Raw genomic sequence first — 16,802 nt, 5'->3', positions numbered from 1 at the left:
CATGCCCGCCCGGATCATTGAACAGAACGCCAAGCCCTTCGACCGGGTCCCCATCGATCCCGTCACGCTCGACATCATCGAGAACGCCATGCGCAATGCCCGGATCGAGATGGACGCAACACTCGTCCGGACCGCAATGTCCCCGGGCATCCGCGAGCAAGGCGATGCCTTTCCGCTTATCGCCGACCCTTCCGGCAAGATGATCGTCGGCCAGTTCGGCAGCTTCATCGATGGCTTCCTCAAAGGCTTCGACGGGACGATCGAGGACGGGGATATGATCTTCCTGTCCGATCCTTATTCATGCGAAGGCGCGATCAGCCATTCGAACGACTGGCTGGTACTGTTGCCGGTCTACAAGGACGGACGCCTGATCGCGTGGACGGCAATGTTCGGCCATCAGAGTGACATCGGCGGCAAGGTTGCCGGCTCCATGCCGATCGACGCCAAGTCGATCTTCGAGGAGGGGGTACGCATCCCGCCGGTCAAGATCTGGAAGAAGGGCGAATACAACGAAGACCTGATGAAGCTGGTTCTGCACCAGACGCGCAAGCCTGACTGGTGCCAGGCCGACCTCAATGCCTTGATCGCGTCCTGCCGGGTTGCTGCCAATCGGGTGACCGAAATGGCCGGTCGCTTCGGCGACGATGTCTATGTATCGGCGACGCAGGAACTGCTCGCGCGCAACCATCGGGCGATGAAGGCGCTGATCGCCATGGCTGTTGCCGAGGAACCTGTGAGTTTCGAGGATTACATCTGCGACGACGGCCTCGGCTTCGGGCCATACAAGATCAGATGCACGATGCGGCGCGAAGGCGAGAAAGTCGTGCTCGATTTCGACGGTACCGATCCGCAGAGCGCCGCTTCGATCAACTTCTATCTCAATGAAAACATGTTCAAGATGTTCTTCGGCATCTACATGATCATGGTCTTCGACCCGCAGATCCTGTTCAACGACGGGTTCTACGACTTGATCGAGGTGCGCATCCCCGAAGGGTCGCTCCTCAAGCCGAAATTCCCGGCAGCCCTGTCGGGTCGCACACACGCCCTCGGGCGCATATTCGACATCCTCGGCGGACTACTGGGGCAAAAGACCCCGGAGTTCCTCAACGCCGCGGGATTCAGTTCCTCGCCACACCTGTTCTATTCGGGGTGGGACAACCGGCAAGGTCGTGAAGGCGAGTGGTTCCAGCTATTCCAGATCGGTTTCGGTGGAATTCCCGGGCGACCGCTCGGTGACGGACCCGACGGCCATTCGCTTTGGCCCGGGTTCACGAACGTCCCGAACGAGTTCCTCGAGCGATACTTTCCGATGAGGATCGAGCGCTACGAAACCGAGCCCGACAGCGGCGGAGCCGGACTTCATCGTGGCGGAAACGGCATCCACATGACCTACCGCTTCCTCGCGGATGGCCAGATCGGCATTCATGACGATCGCTGGTTCGTCCCGCCATGGGGAGTGAACGGCGGGCTTCCGGGGCGCCGCGCTCGCAAGATTCTCGAAAAGGCTGACGGCACGACGCAAATCGTCGGCAACAAGACCGACGACATCGCGGTCTCGGCGGGCGACCAGTTGCACTACGTCACATGGGGCGGTGGTGGCTGGGGAGATCCGCTTGAGCGCGATCCCGAACTCGTCGGGCTCGAAATCCGGCAAGGTCTTGTGACACCCCAGGGTGCACGCGATTATGGCGTTGTCGCTTCGAGCGATGGCGCAGTGGACGTAGCCGCTACGCACGATCTGCGTACGCAAATGCGCGCGGCCCGTGGTGACCCCAAGCTGTTCGATTTCGGTCTTTCCATTGAGGACCTCCGAAGGAATTGCGAAAAGGAAACCGGTCTTCCTGCCCCGATCCAGCCGGTGTGGCAGCATCAGGTAGCCGCAGAATGAGCGGCGCCCCCGGTGCATTGAACGGTTTGCGCGTGGTGGAGCTGGGCCAACTCCTCGCGGGCCCGTTCTGTGGACAGCTTCTGGGCGACATGGGAGCCGACGTCATCAAGATCGAGCCGCCTGGGGCGGGGGACCCCATGCGGGTGTGGGGGCAGGGCGAAGAGAAGGTCCAGTGGGAGGTGATCGGACGCAACAAGCGATCGGTCACCTGCAATCTCAGAGTTCCGGAAGGCCAGGCGCTCGCGCGACGCCTGATCCTCGCGGCAGATGTGATGGTCGAGAACTTCAAGCCCGGCACGCTCGAGAAGTGGGGGCTCGATCCATCCGACCTGCTGCGCGAGAAGCCCTCCCTGATCGTGTCGCGCATGTCTGGCTATGGCCAGACGGGCCCATATTCCGACCGCGCAGGCTTCGGCGGTATCGGTGAGGCAATGGGCGGGTGGCGGTATATCGTCGGAGAGCCCGATCGCCCGCCTGCGCGCATGGGGATTTCGATCGGCGATACCCTTTGCGCGACTTACGGATGCATGGGCATTCTGGCTGCGCTTCACCATCGCGAGAGGACAGGTGAGGGCCAGGTGATCGACACAGCGCTCTATGAAGCGGTGCTGCAGGTCATGGAGGGACTGATCCCGGAATACGACTACAACGGCGTCATACGCGAACGCTCCGGCTCCATCCTGCCGGGCATCGCACCGTCGAACGTGTACACATGCAAGGACGGCCCCTTCATGATCGGCGCGAACAACGATGCGATCTTCGCGCGGCTGGCTCAGGCGATGGGGCGTCCCGAACTGGCCCAGGACCCGCGCTATGCCACTCATCTCGCGCGGGGCCGGCACCAGACCGAACTCGACGAACTGATCAACGCCTGGACCTCGACCCATACGATCGACGAAGTCGATCGGTTGATGATCGAATATTCGATACCTGCGGGCCGGGTCTATACGGCGAAGGACATGCTCGAAGATCCTCACTTCGCGGCCCGGCAAGCGATCGTCGAAGTCGAGACGCAGACACACGGCAAGGTCAAGATGCAGAACGCCTTCCCCAAGTTCTCCCGTACGCCCTCCGGGATCTTCCGCGCCGCCCCTGCCCGACCTGGTGTACACAATTTCGAGGTCTATGCGGACATCCTCGGCATGGATCCGGCGGATCTGGATCGCCTTTCGGCCTCTGGCGTGATCTGATGGAGCCTGGCGACACGGGAGTGACCCGCGCCGGCGCATTCGCGGGACACATCGAGCCGGGCAACTCGCCCGCCCTGCTGCTCGTCGACATGGTGCAGGCGTACCTCCAGGCCGACTCGCCGCTCTATTGCGATACTGCTGCGGCAGCTTTGAACTGCGCTTTGAAACTGCTTGGCGCGGCTCGATCCGGCGGTCGCCCCGTGGTGTTCACGAACGTCGTTTACGCACCGGGAGGGACAGACGGCGGAATCTTTTACAAGAAGGTGCCTGCTCTCAAGGTGTTCGAGAGAGGCTCACCGCTGGGAGATTTCCCCCCGACCTTGAGGCCATCTCCCGAAGAACTCGTCGTCACCAAGCAGTATCCATCTGCATTCTTCAAGACCGGGCTGGACCGATGGCTCGCCGAGCGAGGCGTGGACACACTTGTGATAGCCGGTTTCTCCACATCCGGATGCGTACGCGCCTCCGGTCTCGACGCGCTTCAGTATGGTTTTGCGCCGTTCATAGTGCGGGAAGCATGTGCTGACCGACAGGCCGAGACTCACGAGGCCAACTTGTCGGATCTCCAGGCCAAATATGCCGAAGTGTGCACACCGGAGTTCGCCCTTTCTATCCTAAACTCCGATGCGTGAACGCAATTTTGAATGGATGCGAAGAGTACGGGATTGTCGAGGGATGCGCACTTGGGTGCCATCCAGTCTTGTCTGTTGAAGATGCACGTCCGGTTGACGGATCAACCGCTTAGCGCCCGCCACCCGTTCCACGACCTTTCTAAATCGCTGAGTTGGTGGATTTAGGTTGGTACCGCACTCCGAAAGCCGAGGGACCATAGACGGTGGCCTGATGCCAAGAGGCGGGATAGGGGTCTTGGCTACAAATGCATGGAGCCGACCAATGCCGAAAGAGAGTCTGCATCCCGAAACGCTCGCGCTCCATGCAGGATGGCGCGCGGACGCCTCGACGGGTTCGGTGGCCGTGCCGATCCACCAGACAACATCCTATCAGTTCCGTGACGCGGAACATGCCGCGTCTCTCTTCGCGCTCCAAGAAATGGGGAACATCTACACTCGGATCATGAACCCGACGACGGATGTGCTGGAAAAGAGAATAGCCGCTCTCGAAGGGGGAGCGGCTGCTTTGGCAGTCGCTTCCGGGCAGGCGGCTTCCGCCTTCTCGATCCAGAACCTTGCGCGAGCAGGAGACAATATCGTCAGTTCGACAGCGTTGTACGGGGGAACTTACAACCTGTTCGCGAACACGCTTCGAGACCAAGGGATCGACGTCCGGTTTGTCGACTCCTCGGATCCGCAGAACTTTGCCCGTGCGACCGACGAGCGCACGCGTGCCTATTATGCCGAGACGCTGCCGAATCCGAAACTGGAGGTCTTTCCCATGGCGGAAGTGGCGAAGATCGGACGTGCATCGGGCATCCCGCTCATCATGGACAATACTGCCGCGCCGCTGATCTGCCGTCCCCTCGATCACGGCGCTGCGATCGTGGTCTACTCCGCCACGAAATACCTGGGCGGCCACGGCTCCTCTATCGGTGGTATCCTCGTCGATGGCGGAAACTTCGACTGGGCGGCGCATCCTGACCGTCAGCCGCAGCTCAACACACCCGATCCATCCTATCACGGAGCTGTATGGGCCGAAGCAGCCGAGCCGCTCGGCCCAATCGCATACGTGCTTAGGGCCCGCGTGGTGCTCCTGCGGGATCTCGGTGCCGCGCTTTCGCCGTTCAACGCGTTTCAGCTAATTCAGGGGATCGAAACGCTGCCGCTGCGAATGGAAAGGCATTGCACCAACGCGCTGGCCGTTGCCGCCCACCTGGCGCAACACCCGGCCGTCACCAGGGTCATCCACCCTTCGCAGCAAAGCGGCGAGGCCCGAGCGCTTGCCGAGCGCTACTTGAAAGGCGGGCAAGGCGGATTGATCGGCTTCGAACTCGCCGGTGGGATCGAGAGCGGCCGGCGCTTCATCGATGCTCTGCAGATGTTCTACCACGTCGCAAACATCGGCGACGCACGCAGCCTCGCCATTCACCCCGCGTCCACCACACACTCTCAGCTAGGTGAAGCCGAACAGGTCGCGTCGGGGGTATCTCCCGGATATGTTCGGCTTTCGATCGGGCTAGAGCACATCGATGACATTCTGGAGGATATCGATTGCGCCCTGGCGCAGTCGGAAACGTCAGCCTTGAAATGAAGTCCGCGTCCAAGCTGCTGTCCGCCTAACGGCCCATGAAGCGCGCCCCCGATACCCCCACGCGGATTTCGCTGATCACCCAGTGGATAGAACGCAAGACCGCCATCACGTCGGTGTCGTTTGGAAGTGAGTGCCTTTGCCCATAAACTCACGACTGGGGCGCGAGTCGAGCGGGTGGATCTTACTGCCCGTGAGTCGATTTGGGGGAAAGTTGATGAAGCGGATTATACTTATTGCCGCACTCGTGACCGTCAGCGCTTGTTCAAAGCCAGCGCCGGCGCCGACGCCTTCGCAAACGACGACCGAAGCATCGTCGACCGTCCCGGCTCAAACGCTCGCGGCCGACGGAAAACCCTCCGTTGGAACTTACAAGGTCACGACTTCGGATGGGAAGATCGTGACGGAAGTGGCTAACGCCGACGGAACCTATGTCGACACGATCGACGGTAAGGTAGTGGAAACCGGGAAGTGGGAGCAGAAATCGCCGGAGCAGTATTGCTATACCAAGGACGAGCCTGGCGCGAAGCAGAAGTGCAATGTCGAACGCGTCGATGAAAAGGGCGTGTGGACGACGAAGGATCCCGAAGGAAAGATCGCGACCGTTGAGCGGGTGAAGGGCTGACTGACAGCGTAGGGTCGCCGCGACTTTGGGTCTCCGACCCGCGATCCAAATGGTCGATGTGGGAGCTTCCGCCAATCGGCGGAAGCTTCTGCGCCCAGGGGTGAGGGCAAGCCGGCCTCTAACCCTGCGGTAAACTTGTATGGACGCGACAATCGTTCGCGCCAGGCCGATTTTCGGCAATGGAATCGTTGACAACCCTCCAAATTGGGACATTTTCGTTCACGGGACAGCGCGTGGTCCGCAAAACGCACGCCATCCTATCGACCTTAGGCGTAAGGCGGGCAATCCGCATATTCGGGCGTCGTCGGCAAGGCCGGACAATCTCCGACTTGAGGGTAAACGATCATGAAACTAACTGTCTTGGTGGCGCTTTAGGCCATCCCCGCCGTGTGCGTTCCTTCCGCGGCCAAGGAACTGCACCCCGTCATCGTCACCGGCCACATGAACTCGGTTGCTCAGTGGTCGAGCGGGATGACCGACAAGATCAATCAGAACCTCGAACTCCCCCGTCGGGTTCTGAATGAATCCACCGATGGAACGGTTTCGGTGGCGTTTCTCTGCAGCGAGGACGGAACCCCTGCAGCATTGCGGGTGATTCACCGGTCTGGCAATTCGACGCTTGATCGTGCGGCACTGCGAGCGGTCAGCCGCATCCCCACGATGCACCCGCTGCCGCAGGGCATCGATCACGGGCAGCGTTTCCAGGCCAACATCATTTTCGCGTCGTCCCAGTCCGCCTATGACGATCAGATCAGGACGTTACGCAGGGACGCGGCAAGGACAAGTCAGGCGCTGGCCGCTCAAGGCGATACGCTGGTTCTGAACGTGACGGCGAACCCGCGCGGATAGACCCCTTCATCCGACCCTCCTCGCGCTCACTCGGCTTTTGCGGACGGGTGGGCGCGTTGGCGGCCGCCCTGGCTCAAAGCTGAAGTTCCGCCAATCCAGACGAATTGGGATCAGACTGCCAGCAGCAGCTCCCTGATCGCGCCGATTCCCGTAGTCACTTTCGGTGCCTCTCCGAGCTCACTGCGCGAAATCGTTCCAACGATTGCCCAGTACGTATTGCTCCAAGCTGAGAGGAACGACGGAGTGGCTCTTTCTCCGAGCAAATCCTTCAAGCCGACACTGAGAAAATCGCCAAAACAGGAATAGTGGGCAGGCGTAATGCCAAGAGCGCGATGGCGACTTGCCGTCTCTTCAATCGGTCGAAGCAAAGGCAGACCGACGACGTCGCGGACATGGTCGAACCACGTGGCAGAGAAGAACGGCCACGTCGATGGCACCACTATGTAGAACAAGGCTCAATCTCCGTTTTGACCTCGGTCGGAGCCGGATTAATCGGCATGCGCGGCGGCAGTTCGATCGCGTGGCCATGTCCCGATGGGCGCCAGTGCTCGTTGACTATCATCCGCGTCGGCAAAGGCGCGTCGTAGGCAAGGGCTACCTCCGGTATTTCACTTCATCGGGCGCAGGGGCCCGCATGGCGTTGGTGATTTACGCGCCGCTAACTCGTTACTTCGCAACGTAGCTTATGTCTTCGGGCACTTGGTGAAATGACCCTTGGCATCGCGGCACTTGGCGGCCTTCACAGGCGCGGCTTTGGCGCACTTGATGAACTTGCCCTTGGCGTCGCGACAGGCCGCCGCGTCGGCGGTTACGGGCGCGGAGAGAAGGGCTCCGGCGACCAGCGCATAGAGAAATTTCCGCACGGACTGTTCCTTTCCTCCTTGATGAGGAAGCAAGGGTGAGGGCGGGCGCTTTTCGGCAAGATGGCCGGTCGATTACGGTTCTGTAATTTCGGCAACACCTTGAGAGGTTGATGTCGTCGCGGCGTCACAGTTCGGAAACGTGGACTGTCGAGAGGCGCGAAATGGGAAACTATGAAGCCTATGTTTTCTCGCTACCCTGCGACGAGGCGCGGTCCTTCGCGAGGTCTCGGCGTCGACAACAGCGTTTGCTCCAGGCGGCGAGCAAATGGACTGGCCTGGTTGCGGCCGCCGCAATCAGTCTGGCTATTCTGCAGGGTTGGCATCTCTGATCAGAAAAATGCGCTGCCCATGACTGCGACTAACCCGCTTCCGCGCCGTCCAGATCACGGTGCGGGAAGGAAGAACTCCCTTCGTCCTTCCCGCATCGCCAACCGAAAAAGGGGAAGCAGGGGCCTGTAGGGACTAGCTTCCCTCTTCTGGGCCAGCCCCTTCGATCCTGCGGTGCCGCTGTAGCGATTTGCCAATAAGCGAGCAGCCAGCTGCCCACGCTGCACCCACCGCCCATCCGGCGACAACGTCGCTTGGCCAGTGAACGCCGAGAAAGACCCTCGAGAATCCAATCATGAGCGTGAGAGCAATCGCGGCGCAGAGGAGATAAACGCGGCCCCTGACGTCCTCCTGGGATCGACCCAGGAGCGTTGCCAACGTCAAGTAGACGACCGCCGAGTTCATGGCGTGGCCGCTGGGAAAGCTCGCCGAGGTCACCTCGACGAGGTGCGGCACAACCTCGGGTCGCGGCCGGAAGAACAACTCCTTCAAGGCTCCGCTGAACAATGCCCCTGTTGCGACCGAGAGAGCCACGAATACCGCAGTGGAGCGCTTTCTGACCGCGATGAGATAGCCGTCTGTCAGAATCGTGATCAACGTGAGGACGGTCGAACTTCCCAAGGCCGTCACGTCGATCATCGAGAGCGCCAGCCATCTTGGGCCAATAGGAACTGCTGGGTTGGCCGCGGCGCGCAGACCGCGCAGGATGAGGCGGTCGATGGCGAAGGTCTCACCTTCGATAACCTCAGACGCCAGCCAGAGCAGACCGAAGGCTGCCGCCGAGAATAACAGGAAGAGCACAAGGATCTTGCTGTCGACGCGGTGCCCTCGAAGGGTGCGGGCCAGAGTTGAACCTGCCTCGATCTTTGTCACAGCGAGCTCCCCCGACAACTGCGACTAACAGATCGCGAGGAGGCATGTTCCCTGGGATTGTTCAAAAGCAGTTGGTGCGAATCCCCCACTCCGCCAAGTCGGCTTATCGGAACGCCGCGAACACGTCGGCGAGGCCTGGCGGGTCGCACCCTGCTCTCAGTGCTTCGACAGCTGAAATGGGCTTGGGGCGCGAGTTCTTCGCACTGCTGCGCCACCACGCCAGCGGCGCAGAGCAGGGTGCCAGCGCGATACTCGCCGAAGCAGGGCTCTAACGCACTTCGACGATGCCGACGTTCAATGCCTTAATGCGCAAGGTGATCCTCAGTGCTCGTGGTCGATGATCCGGCCCATGGGCTCCGTCAGAGCCTTATCGAGTTCTTCGTGCAGTCTCATGGGGGTCGGATTCAGACCGGCTCCGCAAGATTCATCGATGCCACAATGTAGCGCAATGAATGCACAATCTTCGGGACAGATTCCCCTGCCCACATAATCATCATCGCGGATTTCGGAGTGGTGAGGTGTTGTGCTGCGGTTAGGTCAACCAAGCCGGGTGTCTGCATGGACGCGGGGAATATGCAAAACGCATCGCTGCTCGCCACAAGCTGTGCCAACATCTGGAAATCGTCCGAAGCAATTACGGGGTCATAGAGTATCGACTGCGGCGCAAGCTCTTTGATCATTCGTTGGTCGAGAACCGCGCCAACGAAGGGGTAATGGCTCAGGTCGTCGGCAGTTAAGATGGCCTTGTCCAGAAGAGGGTGACCTTCCCGCACCCGCATCGAAATTGGAATGTCAAAGAGATGCTCGGCGTGCAGATTGCCCCGCACTTCGAATGATCCTTCTGCGCAAACAGCTACATCCAGTTCGTCCGCCTCGATGAGCTCTCGCAATCTCATTCCGGTATGGACCTGGCACACCAGCCGTTCAACTACTCCATCCTTGATCTGCTGCCGGCACAATTCAGCCTGGATAAGCGATGCCGGCATTGGTCCCATACCGAGCCGGACTGTTGCCCCCGAATGCCGCCAAGCCAGGCGCATCGCATCCTCAAGATCGTCCACTGCCCCCAGCATGTCCTGCGCCTTGCGCAAGAACAGTTTGCCGATCGGGGTCGGGATGGTTCCCATTCCTGTGCGTTCGAAGAGCGTAAGGTCGAGCTGGTGTTCGAGTGTCTGGATGCTCCTGCTCAGCGTCGATTGGCTGATGTTGAGCTCTATTGCGGCACGCGCAAAATTTCCGTGCCTTGCCAGAGTCGCCGCGTGCCGGACGCGTTCCATGCTTCGTAATGCATTTTTTGCATTAGGAGGCTGCTTTCTTCTCATTGGATTTATCAAGCCTTCTCAAGCTATCGAACCTGCTCGTCTGAAAGGATTTCGGATCTTGAACCGAAACCCGGAGACACCGACGGCCCCTGACATGAGCTTTCTTCATGAAAGCAGGTGACATCGCAAGGAAGAGGTAGATGACTAGCAACCCGACCGGAATCGCATTCCTCTTTGCGGCGGTACTCATCCTCCTGGCAGAAATTTGGGCAGGGCGGCATCGTGGCGCCTACAGTCCGCACGATTTGAGTGTCACGGTTCTGTGCGCCGCAATCGGAGTTGCCATAACGCGCCCGCTCAGCGCTCTTCTTGCCGCCTCGTTGTTCGCGTTTGCCTTTCCCGAGGGTCGAAATAGCCTCGAGGGGGCTTCATTCGGCACCGCGTTCGTTCTCATTTTGCTGGCAAGTGAATTCGGCTTCTACTGGGTGCATCGACTGGCTCATGACTCTCGTAACACCCGCTTCAACTGGTTCTGGGGCTTCCACCGGACACACCATTCCGGAAAGTTCATGAATGTCCTGCTCAACTTCCGGGTCCTTCCCATCTGGAGCTTCATCGTCCCCAACACCTGGATCTGGGGGCTTGCGGTGTATCTTGGACTGGGTTCCGCAACGGCAGCGGTAATCGTCGTCGTTACGATCTGGAACCTTGTTACCCACGCCAATTTCCGTTGGGACGATGCCATTCGCAGTCATCGGATATGGGGCGAAACCTGGCGCATTCTTGAGCACGCGTTCGTGACGCCGGGAATTCATCATACCCATCACGGTTACGGCAAGGACGGAGCGTCCTACCGCAACTTCGGAGTGGTGCTTTCGATCTACGATACCATCTTCGGTACGCTCCACATCCCTGATGGCAGGCCGTCCAGATATGGCCTGCCCGGCCCGAATGACGTCCATTGGACGCGGGAAGTGTTTTACCCCTTCGGTCGGCGTTAGGGAGGACAGGTCTGGCGATCGACGAGTTGGCACGCGAGGGCCCGGCGCGAGCGCTTCAAGCCGAGTATCGGCATGGGCATGAATGGCACCCCGTGCAGCGGTCTAGCTGCTGCAAAAGCCGGTCATGATACCCGTGACTGCGCCCTTGGCTCGAACCGCGATTTCAGACGCCTGAGGTCCGAAGAAACGGCTCTCAAGGACATTGTCGTTCGACGTTCCGTAAGTCGCGCTCAATTGGGTAGGTGCGGTGCGGGAGTATAGAGCCTGGCTTAACGGATAGCGCGGCAGAGGCTCCCCGTTCATTGCATAAAACGGCTCGACAAACCCCGATTGAGTGCCGGTCGAAGAATCGAACGTTATTTCTCCGTCTCCGATTTCGTCCATGCCGAAGCGGCAGGTTTTCGTCCCCGAGGCAGGGACATCGCCGGGTGCGGTTGCGAAGCCAAATGCCACATACGCCTTGGCGGACATGTCCGCGTAGATACGGGCTTCGGCAAGATATTGCGGCAATGCGGAGCCGGAAGCCGGCGCAGAGATCAGCATCTGGAACGGGAACTTCGAGCCGTCAGGGGCCAGGACATCGAACTTTCCGCCGCCGCTCGCGAGAGCTTTCAGACTTCCCCAATCTGCATAACCGGTCGCCAGCACTTCATATTGCGATGCCGCCGCATTCCAGCGCAGGCTCATCGCCGACGGGACGGGAGCAGCGGGCCATGCGTCCCAGCCGAACACGTCGAAAGTGCGATCCTGGGTCAGCGAAAACGGTACCGGCGTCGACATGTACTGGGTGGGCGTTGCCGTTGGCGTGGGTGTTGGCGTCGGCGTGGGTGACGGTGCTGGTGCGACCGCGATAGGCATCGACCCACCGTTGTTGCCGCCACCGCCGCAACCGGCGATCACCCCTATCGCGCAGATCGCCGATAGCCGGATGGTCGCATGAATTATTCGCGGCGCAAGACGGATCATCGCTGGCCCCCAGAGATGCGGTGCAGGAACCTGATGCCTGCCAAAGCATCCTAGCCGTCGCGCCCGATGGGCGCGCGTCGTATCAAGTTGCAAATAGCGGCAGGTGGCGGATGAGAGGAGCCGCGGGTTATCCTTTGGGGAAGCTGAGAGCTGCGAGCCCTCGAAAATCAGGCGGTTTGCGGGCCTCGCGCCAATATCTTTCGAGGCCGAGCTCCTCGATCAACAGACCGAAGCGCCGATCCTTCCACATCGGCGAAAGCGGTGGTTCGAAGAGGTAGTTCGTGTGCCGCTGGCTCTGCGACACGAAGAGGCCGCCTCCGAGCTCTCCGCCAACGGTAAACCCGCGTGCGAAGTAGTAGGCCTGGGCGAGTGTAAAGGCATCGTCGAGGCGGCCCGTGAGTGAAGCAACCCGCAACGCATTGGTCGCCGCGCGGATGCCGATCCGGGCGCCCGTAAGCAATTTGCCCATCAGATCGTCAATCTGCGCTGCGTGCCTGCTGCCGAGGGCCGCAGCCAGAAGAACGAGGTCTTGCGCTTCGCTCTCCGTCACGACCTCGGGTCGGCCCCTGGCATCCTGCGCCAGCGCAACCGCCTCGTCGGGACGGCCGCCGAAAGCCAACACCTCGAACCGCGTGTACCAGAGCATCTTGTTGGTCGGGTACAGTCCCGCCGCCTCGGCGAGCTTGCGGTCCCGTTCCGCACTTTGCCCCGCGCTCCACAATGCCCTGATCCAAATGTTGTAGAGGGGCGGGGTGCGATGACGGGTTTGAAGGCGCGCGCATACGGCTGCCGCCTCTGCGCAATGGCCGGTGAACCGCAGGATAAAGGCTTGCTCGACGAGCGCGTCGGGATCGGAGGGGGCGCGGTCAAGCGAGCGCTTGATGCCGTCGGCACGGGCGAGCCAACTGTCGGTCCCGCACAATGGAAGCGCCGTAGCCAAGGCCAATTCGCCCTTGGCATTGCCAGGATCGAGGTCGAGCGCTCGCTGTCCGCTCATTGTGGCCTGTTCGCGCAGCGATCTGGATTCCGCCTCCTGGCGCCAGCGCGAGGCGGTGGCCTGCGCGTAACCCAGTTCACCCCAGGCAGTTGCATTGCTCGGGTCCTGCCTGACTGCCTCGCGAGCGAGACCGATCGCCTGATTTTGCGTCTCGCGCGTATTCTGGCTGCGAAGGATGCGGGCCTGCTCGAGCAGCGCCTTTGCGTCGCTTTTTCCTTCGGTTGGGCGAAAAGCGGCGATTCCCAGGGCGGCGACCGTCGCCGCGGCGAACGATCCCACGATAAGGGTGCGGCGCGCGATCGTTGGATCGGCAGATATCGAATCCATACCGCCTGCCAGCCAGGCATCAAGCTCCTGGCAAACGGCATAGACGCTTGCTCTTCTTCCGCCCGGCAACCGATGAACGGGGAGGCCCCGGGTCGCCGCCCAGCGCATCGCCGTCGTACGATCACGGTCGACATAGCGTCCGATGGCTTTCCACCCGCTGATCCTCGGAGAATCCACAGGACTGCCCCTTCCGACGACCCATCCTCAATAAGTGGAGGATGCAAGATCGTACCTTCGGCCAGACCGGTCATCAAGCCGATCGGTCGATAGGTCCACGGACGGAGGACAGACGGGTTTGCCCGACTGGGGCCGCTCGGCCTCAACGCCGGCAAGCATTATCGGGACCACCGGTGGCCAGCCAGTACCCTCACAGCGCCTTCGTGATGCCGATCTCGCCACCCAGGCCCGCCTGATTGTAAAGGGCAAAGGTCGACGACGGTTCTCAAGCGACTTCCACCGCGAAATCTATTGTGTTGCGACAGGCCCCGGTTCGATTTCGCCTACCGTCGGAACATCGAGGTCGGCGGTCCCGTTCAGCGCCGCGTCGAGCTGGGCGCGATCGAGACCGCCTTCCCATCGGGCGATGACCACGGTCGCGACGGCATTGCCGATGAAGTTCGTTACGCTCCGGCATTCGGACATGAAGCGGTCGATCCCGAGGATCAGCGTCAGTCCGGCAACCGGCACCGAGGGGACGATTGCAAGGGTCGCCGCGAGAGTGATGAAGCCGGCTCCGGTAACGCCGGCGGCGCCCTTGGAGCTGAGCATCGCGACGCCGAGCAGGAGAGCGATCTCGCCGAATGACAGATGAATGTTGCACGCCTGGGCGATGAACATCGTCGCCAGCGTCATGTAGATGTTGGTGCCGTCGAGGTTGAACGAGTATCCGGTGGGAACGACGAGGCCGACGACCGCATCGTCGCAGCCGGCGTTCTCCATCTTGCGGATGAGGTTGGGCAGGGCCGCTTCCGACGACGAAGTGCCCAGGACAAGGAAGATCTCAGCCTTGAGGTAACGGATCAGCCGCCACAGCGAGAACCCATTCATCCGGCAGATCGCGCCAAGCACCACCGCGATGAACAGCACCGAGGTAAGGTAGAAGGTGGCGATCAGGCCGACGAGGTTCGACAGCGCCGACAGGCCGTAATTGCCGATCGTGAACGCCATCGCGCCAAAGGCGCCGATCGGCGCTGTTCGCATGACGATGGCAACGACGCGGAAAACGATCAGCGCGAGCCGGTCGAGGAAATCGCGCACCGGCGCGCCGTCCTCACCCGTCGCGGCAAGCGCGATGCCCACCAGAACCGCGACGAGGAGGACCTGGAGTACATTGCCCTGGATCAGCGATGAAAGCAGCGTGTCGGGAATGATGTCGGTGAGAAAGCCGACGACCGACTGGTCGTGAGCCTTCGCGACATAGTCCGAGACGGCCGCGCCATCGAGCGAAGCCGGATCGACGTTCAGGCCGACGCCGGGCCGGATGACGAGCGAGGAGGCCAGTCCGACGAAGAGCGCCAAGGTCGAAACGCTGATGAAGTAGGCAAAGGCGCGCGTGGTGACGCGGCCGAGTTCGCCAAGCTCTCGCATCCCCGCGATGCCGGTCACCACGGTCAGGAAGATGACCGGCGAGACGACCATCTTGACCAGTTTGACGAAGGCATCACCCAATGGCTTGAGAGCGGTGCCGAAGGTCGGGAAGAGCGCCCCGACAGCAATGCCGAGCAACATGCCCAAGACGACCTGGACGTAAAGCGAACCCAGCAACCCGCGGCCGCGCCCGCTCTTTTCGCCCCGAAGGATTATGGTCGGCTGCAAATTGCTTCTCCCGGCGTCGATGCGCGTCCCCCCTGAGGGGCTTAGTCAAGGTAGGGGCTGCCAACTGGAACGGGAAAACAAAAGCCAGAATTCATTGGTCACGAAGATAATGCGGCAAGCGGCGAGCCCATCGACAACTCGAGCCACCGCAAGGAGCTGCGGGCAGGAGGTGACGTATCGCCTGCTCGTTCCCATATCGGCGAAATGGAATTGCCCGCGCCCTCTGCCGAGAAGATCATGCAATTGGCGCAAAGCGCGATCGCGCGGCTCCCTCGGCAGTTCCGGGATCATCTGGCTGACGTGGCGTTACGGGTTGACGACTTTGCTGACGATGAAACCCTCGATGCGCTCGACATCGACAGCGCCTGGGACCTCACCGGCCTGTATCACGGCCGTCCGCTTACCGAGCAATCGATTTGGGCCTCTGGCGATCTCCCGCCGGTAATCTCGCTGTTCCGGCGTCCCCTCCTTAGCGAATGGGCCGAAACCGGCGTCGATCTGGAAGCGCTCATCTACCACGTCATAGTTCATGAGGTGGGGCACCACTTCGGGTTCTCGGACGAGCAGATGCACTCGATCGAGGATGACGATACCTGATCGCTGCCGGGCTCGTCGTGTAGTCGCTATCCGGCGAGTGGACTTGCGGTCAGGCTCAGGGAAATCCACACAGGGCTGTCCCGCGCGCATTGGCGCGCCGTTCCGGCCTGAGGGGTCCAACCGTGCTAGCAGAGCTGACCCTGGCGACAGTGATGGTCACCCTCACCGTGCTGGTGCATGGTAGCGGACTGGTCCTGCTCGCGCGGTTGCTCCGGTTGGAGGAGCGCTCGGACACTTCTGGACATATGCATCCCAGTTCGCCGCTGCACATGGCGATAACCCTGTTCTCGATCCTCGCGCTTATCGGACTGCACGGGGTCGAGATTTGGCTCTATGCAGCGCTTTATCTGGTGATCGGCGCGATCGGCGACCTGCGTGAAGCGGTCTATTTCTCGACCATCACCTATGGCGCGATCGGCTACAGCGATACCGCCATGGCTCCCGAATGGCGTCTGGTTTCGGCGATCGAGGGCATCAACGGCATCATCATGATCGGCTGGTCTACGGCATTCCTGATCCGCATAGTGTCGCTGCTACGGCGGGTTTAGCGGGCCGGCATTATCGCCTTGCCGACATTTCATTCCCACGGAAGCGCGTGTCAGCGCTCCGATCTCAGCGCAACGCGCAGTCGGTTGGAGCCGTCGATGCGCGCATAGCAAGGCTTGTGCCCCCAGGCGTTGAGCAGCGCGAGTCCGACGCCTCCGCCGGTTTGAGGATCGGGTCCTTTGAAGGCACGTTTCCGGGTCGGATCGAACGGCGCTCCGTCGTCCTCGAAGGTAAGCGCGATACCCCCGGCTACGGACCGCAGGTGGAGACGCACCTTCTGCGCCTTTCCATGGCGCAACGCGTTGGAGAGCACTTCCTCGACCATGACCGAGAGCCTCGCTGTGGCGGCTTGCGCCAGACCGGCGCCGGCAGCGAAGTTCGCCACGGCTGCTTGCGCGGCGATAAGGACATCGCCCGGATCGCTGCCGGGCTTCAACCTGGCTGAAAACCGTTTGCTCGCCCCCATGGGCGGGG

The 16,802-nt window shown here is 61.1% G+C and carries 17 protein-coding genes; 9 read left to right on the top strand and 8 right to left on the bottom strand.

Annotation, left to right across the window (positions count from 1 at the left end; translation table 11 throughout):
• The first annotated feature begins 1 nt into the window (after position 1).
• The 6 genes from ACFO0A_RS12685 (at position 2) to ACFO0A_RS12660 (ending at position 6,754) form a co-directional block, all read left to right on the top strand.
• A complete protein-coding gene (locus tag ACFO0A_RS12685; RefSeq protein ID WP_379539374.1) occupies positions 2-1,888 on the top strand; it encodes a hydantoinase B/oxoprolinase family protein in 1,887 nt (628 codons plus the stop codon).
• On the top strand, positions 1,885-3,078 hold the full coding sequence (locus tag ACFO0A_RS12680) for a CaiB/BaiF CoA transferase family protein (protein WP_379539373.1): 1,194 nt from the start codon (positions 1,885-1,887) through the stop codon (positions 3,076-3,078). Before ACFO0A_RS12685 ends, ACFO0A_RS12680 begins: the two co-directional genes overlap by 4 nt.
• A complete protein-coding gene (locus ACFO0A_RS12675; protein ID WP_379539372.1) occupies positions 3,078-3,710 on the top strand; it encodes an isochorismatase family protein in 633 nt (210 codons plus the stop codon). The genes ACFO0A_RS12680 and ACFO0A_RS12675 overlap by 1 nt, the downstream gene beginning before the upstream one ends.
• 262 nt (positions 3,711-3,972) lie before the next feature.
• Positions 3,973-5,283, top strand: coding sequence for an O-acetylhomoserine aminocarboxypropyltransferase/cysteine synthase family protein (locus ACFO0A_RS12670; RefSeq protein WP_379539371.1), 1,311 nt, complete (start codon positions 3,973-3,975; stop codon positions 5,281-5,283).
• Between the two features lie 214 nt (positions 5,284-5,497).
• Complete coding sequence (locus ACFO0A_RS12665; protein WP_379539370.1) at positions 5,498-5,905, top strand: hypothetical protein; 408 nt, start codon at positions 5,498-5,500, stop codon at positions 5,903-5,905.
• A gap of 441 nt (positions 5,906-6,346) precedes the next feature.
• A complete protein-coding gene (locus ACFO0A_RS12660; protein ID WP_379539659.1) occupies positions 6,347-6,754 on the top strand; it encodes an energy transducer TonB in 408 nt (135 codons plus the stop codon).
• 110 nt (positions 6,755-6,864) lie between these two features.
• Here ACFO0A_RS12660 and ACFO0A_RS12655 read toward each other — a convergent pair whose 3' ends face one another.
• The 4 genes from ACFO0A_RS12655 to ACFO0A_RS12640 all read right to left on the bottom strand — a co-directional run bounded on the left by ACFO0A_RS12655 (position 6,865) and on the right by ACFO0A_RS12640 (position 10,094).
• Complete coding sequence (locus ACFO0A_RS12655) at positions 6,865-7,206, bottom strand: globin domain-containing protein (RefSeq protein ID WP_379539369.1); 342 nt, start codon at positions 7,204-7,206, stop codon at positions 6,865-6,867.
• 231 nt (positions 7,207-7,437) lie between these two features.
• Positions 7,438-7,617 carry a hypothetical protein gene (locus ACFO0A_RS12650; RefSeq protein ID WP_379539368.1) on the bottom strand — a complete coding sequence of 60 codons (180 nt, stop codon included), beginning with the start codon at positions 7,615-7,617 and terminating at the stop codon, positions 7,438-7,440.
• A 462-nt stretch (positions 7,618-8,079) separates the two neighbouring features.
• Positions 8,080-8,817, bottom strand: a complete 738-nt coding sequence (locus tag ACFO0A_RS12645; RefSeq protein WP_379539367.1) for a phosphatase PAP2 family protein — start codon at positions 8,815-8,817, stop codon at positions 8,080-8,082.
• A gap of 404 nt (positions 8,818-9,221) precedes the next feature.
• A complete protein-coding gene (locus tag ACFO0A_RS12640; protein WP_379539366.1) occupies positions 9,222-10,094 on the bottom strand; it encodes a LysR family transcriptional regulator in 873 nt (290 codons plus the stop codon).
• Positions 10,095-10,279: 185 nt separating this feature from the next.
• Here ACFO0A_RS12640 and ACFO0A_RS12635 point away from each other — a divergent pair, with 185 nt between their 5' ends.
• Entirely contained in the window at positions 10,280-11,080 is an 801-nt protein-coding gene (locus tag ACFO0A_RS12635; protein ID WP_379539365.1) for a sterol desaturase family protein, read from the top strand.
• 102 nt (positions 11,081-11,182) lie between these two features.
• On the opposite strand, the gene ACFO0A_RS12630 is transcribed toward ACFO0A_RS12635, so the two are convergent.
• The 3 genes from ACFO0A_RS12630 to dctA all read right to left on the bottom strand — a co-directional run bounded on the left by ACFO0A_RS12630 (position 11,183) and on the right by dctA (position 15,173).
• Complete coding sequence (locus ACFO0A_RS12630) at positions 11,183-11,980, bottom strand: hypothetical protein (protein WP_379539364.1); 798 nt, start codon at positions 11,978-11,980, stop codon at positions 11,183-11,185.
• Between the two features lie 193 nt (positions 11,981-12,173).
• Entirely contained in the window at positions 12,174-13,370 is a 1,197-nt protein-coding gene (locus ACFO0A_RS12625; protein ID WP_379539363.1) for a tetratricopeptide repeat protein, read from the bottom strand.
• Between the two features lie 465 nt (positions 13,371-13,835).
• On the bottom strand, positions 13,836-15,173 hold the full coding sequence (gene dctA, locus ACFO0A_RS12620; RefSeq protein ID WP_379539658.1) for a C4-dicarboxylate transporter DctA: 1,338 nt from the start codon (positions 15,171-15,173) through the stop codon (positions 13,836-13,838).
• A 216-nt stretch (positions 15,174-15,389) separates the two neighbouring features.
• Here dctA and ACFO0A_RS12615 point away from each other — a divergent pair, with 216 nt between their 5' ends.
• On the top strand, positions 15,390-15,782 hold the full coding sequence (locus ACFO0A_RS12615) for a metallopeptidase family protein (protein WP_379539362.1): 393 nt from the start codon (positions 15,390-15,392) through the stop codon (positions 15,780-15,782).
• 122 nt (positions 15,783-15,904) lie between these two features.
• Positions 15,905-16,330, top strand: a complete 426-nt coding sequence (locus ACFO0A_RS12610; protein WP_379539361.1) for an ion channel — start codon at positions 15,905-15,907, stop codon at positions 16,328-16,330.
• A gap of 50 nt (positions 16,331-16,380) precedes the next feature.
• Here the strand turns inward: ACFO0A_RS12610 and ACFO0A_RS12605 are convergent, their stop codons facing one another.
• Positions 16,381-16,794: an ATP-binding protein gene (locus ACFO0A_RS12605; RefSeq protein WP_379539360.1), complete on the bottom strand. Its 414-nt coding sequence runs from the start codon at positions 16,792-16,794 to the stop codon at positions 16,381-16,383.
• Positions 16,795-16,802 lie beyond the last annotated feature (8 nt).

Source organism: Novosphingobium tardum, assembly GCF_042652045.1.
Lineage (GTDB): Bacteria > Pseudomonadota > Alphaproteobacteria > Sphingomonadales > Sphingomonadaceae > Novosphingobium > Novosphingobium tardum.
The sequence above is the reverse complement of the archived record's forward strand: the minus strand, read 5'-3'. Positions and strand labels throughout refer to the sequence as shown.

Coding starts and splice junctions, on each gene's coding strand:
- ACFO0A_RS12635 (WP_379539365.1), top strand. CDS start 10,280: ATGACTAGCAACCCGACCGGAATCGCATTCCTCTTTGCGGCGGTACTC.
- ACFO0A_RS12675 (WP_379539372.1), top strand. CDS start 3,078: ATGGAGCCTGGCGACACGGGAGTGACCCGCGCCGGCGCATTCGCGGGA.
- ACFO0A_RS12605 (WP_379539360.1), bottom strand. CDS start 16,794: ATGGGGGCGAGCAAACGGTTTTCAGCCAGGTTGAAGCCCGGCAGCGAT.
- ACFO0A_RS12685 (WP_379539374.1), top strand. CDS start 2: ATGCCCGCCCGGATCATTGAACAGAACGCCAAGCCCTTCGACCGGGTC.
- ACFO0A_RS12670 (WP_379539371.1), top strand. CDS start 3,973: ATGCCGAAAGAGAGTCTGCATCCCGAAACGCTCGCGCTCCATGCAGGA.
- ACFO0A_RS12625 (WP_379539363.1), bottom strand. CDS start 13,370: ATGGATTCGATATCTGCCGATCCAACGATCGCGCGCCGCACCCTTATC.
- ACFO0A_RS12615 (WP_379539362.1), top strand. CDS start 15,390: ATGGAATTGCCCGCGCCCTCTGCCGAGAAGATCATGCAATTGGCGCAA.
- ACFO0A_RS12665 (WP_379539370.1), top strand. CDS start 5,498: ATGAAGCGGATTATACTTATTGCCGCACTCGTGACCGTCAGCGCTTGT.
- ACFO0A_RS12680 (WP_379539373.1), top strand. CDS start 1,885: ATGAGCGGCGCCCCCGGTGCATTGAACGGTTTGCGCGTGGTGGAGCTG.
- ACFO0A_RS12640 (WP_379539366.1), bottom strand. CDS start 10,094: ATGGAACGCGTCCGGCACGCGGCGACTCTGGCAAGGCACGGAAATTTT.
- ACFO0A_RS12660 (WP_379539659.1), top strand. CDS start 6,347: ATGAACTCGGTTGCTCAGTGGTCGAGCGGGATGACCGACAAGATCAAT.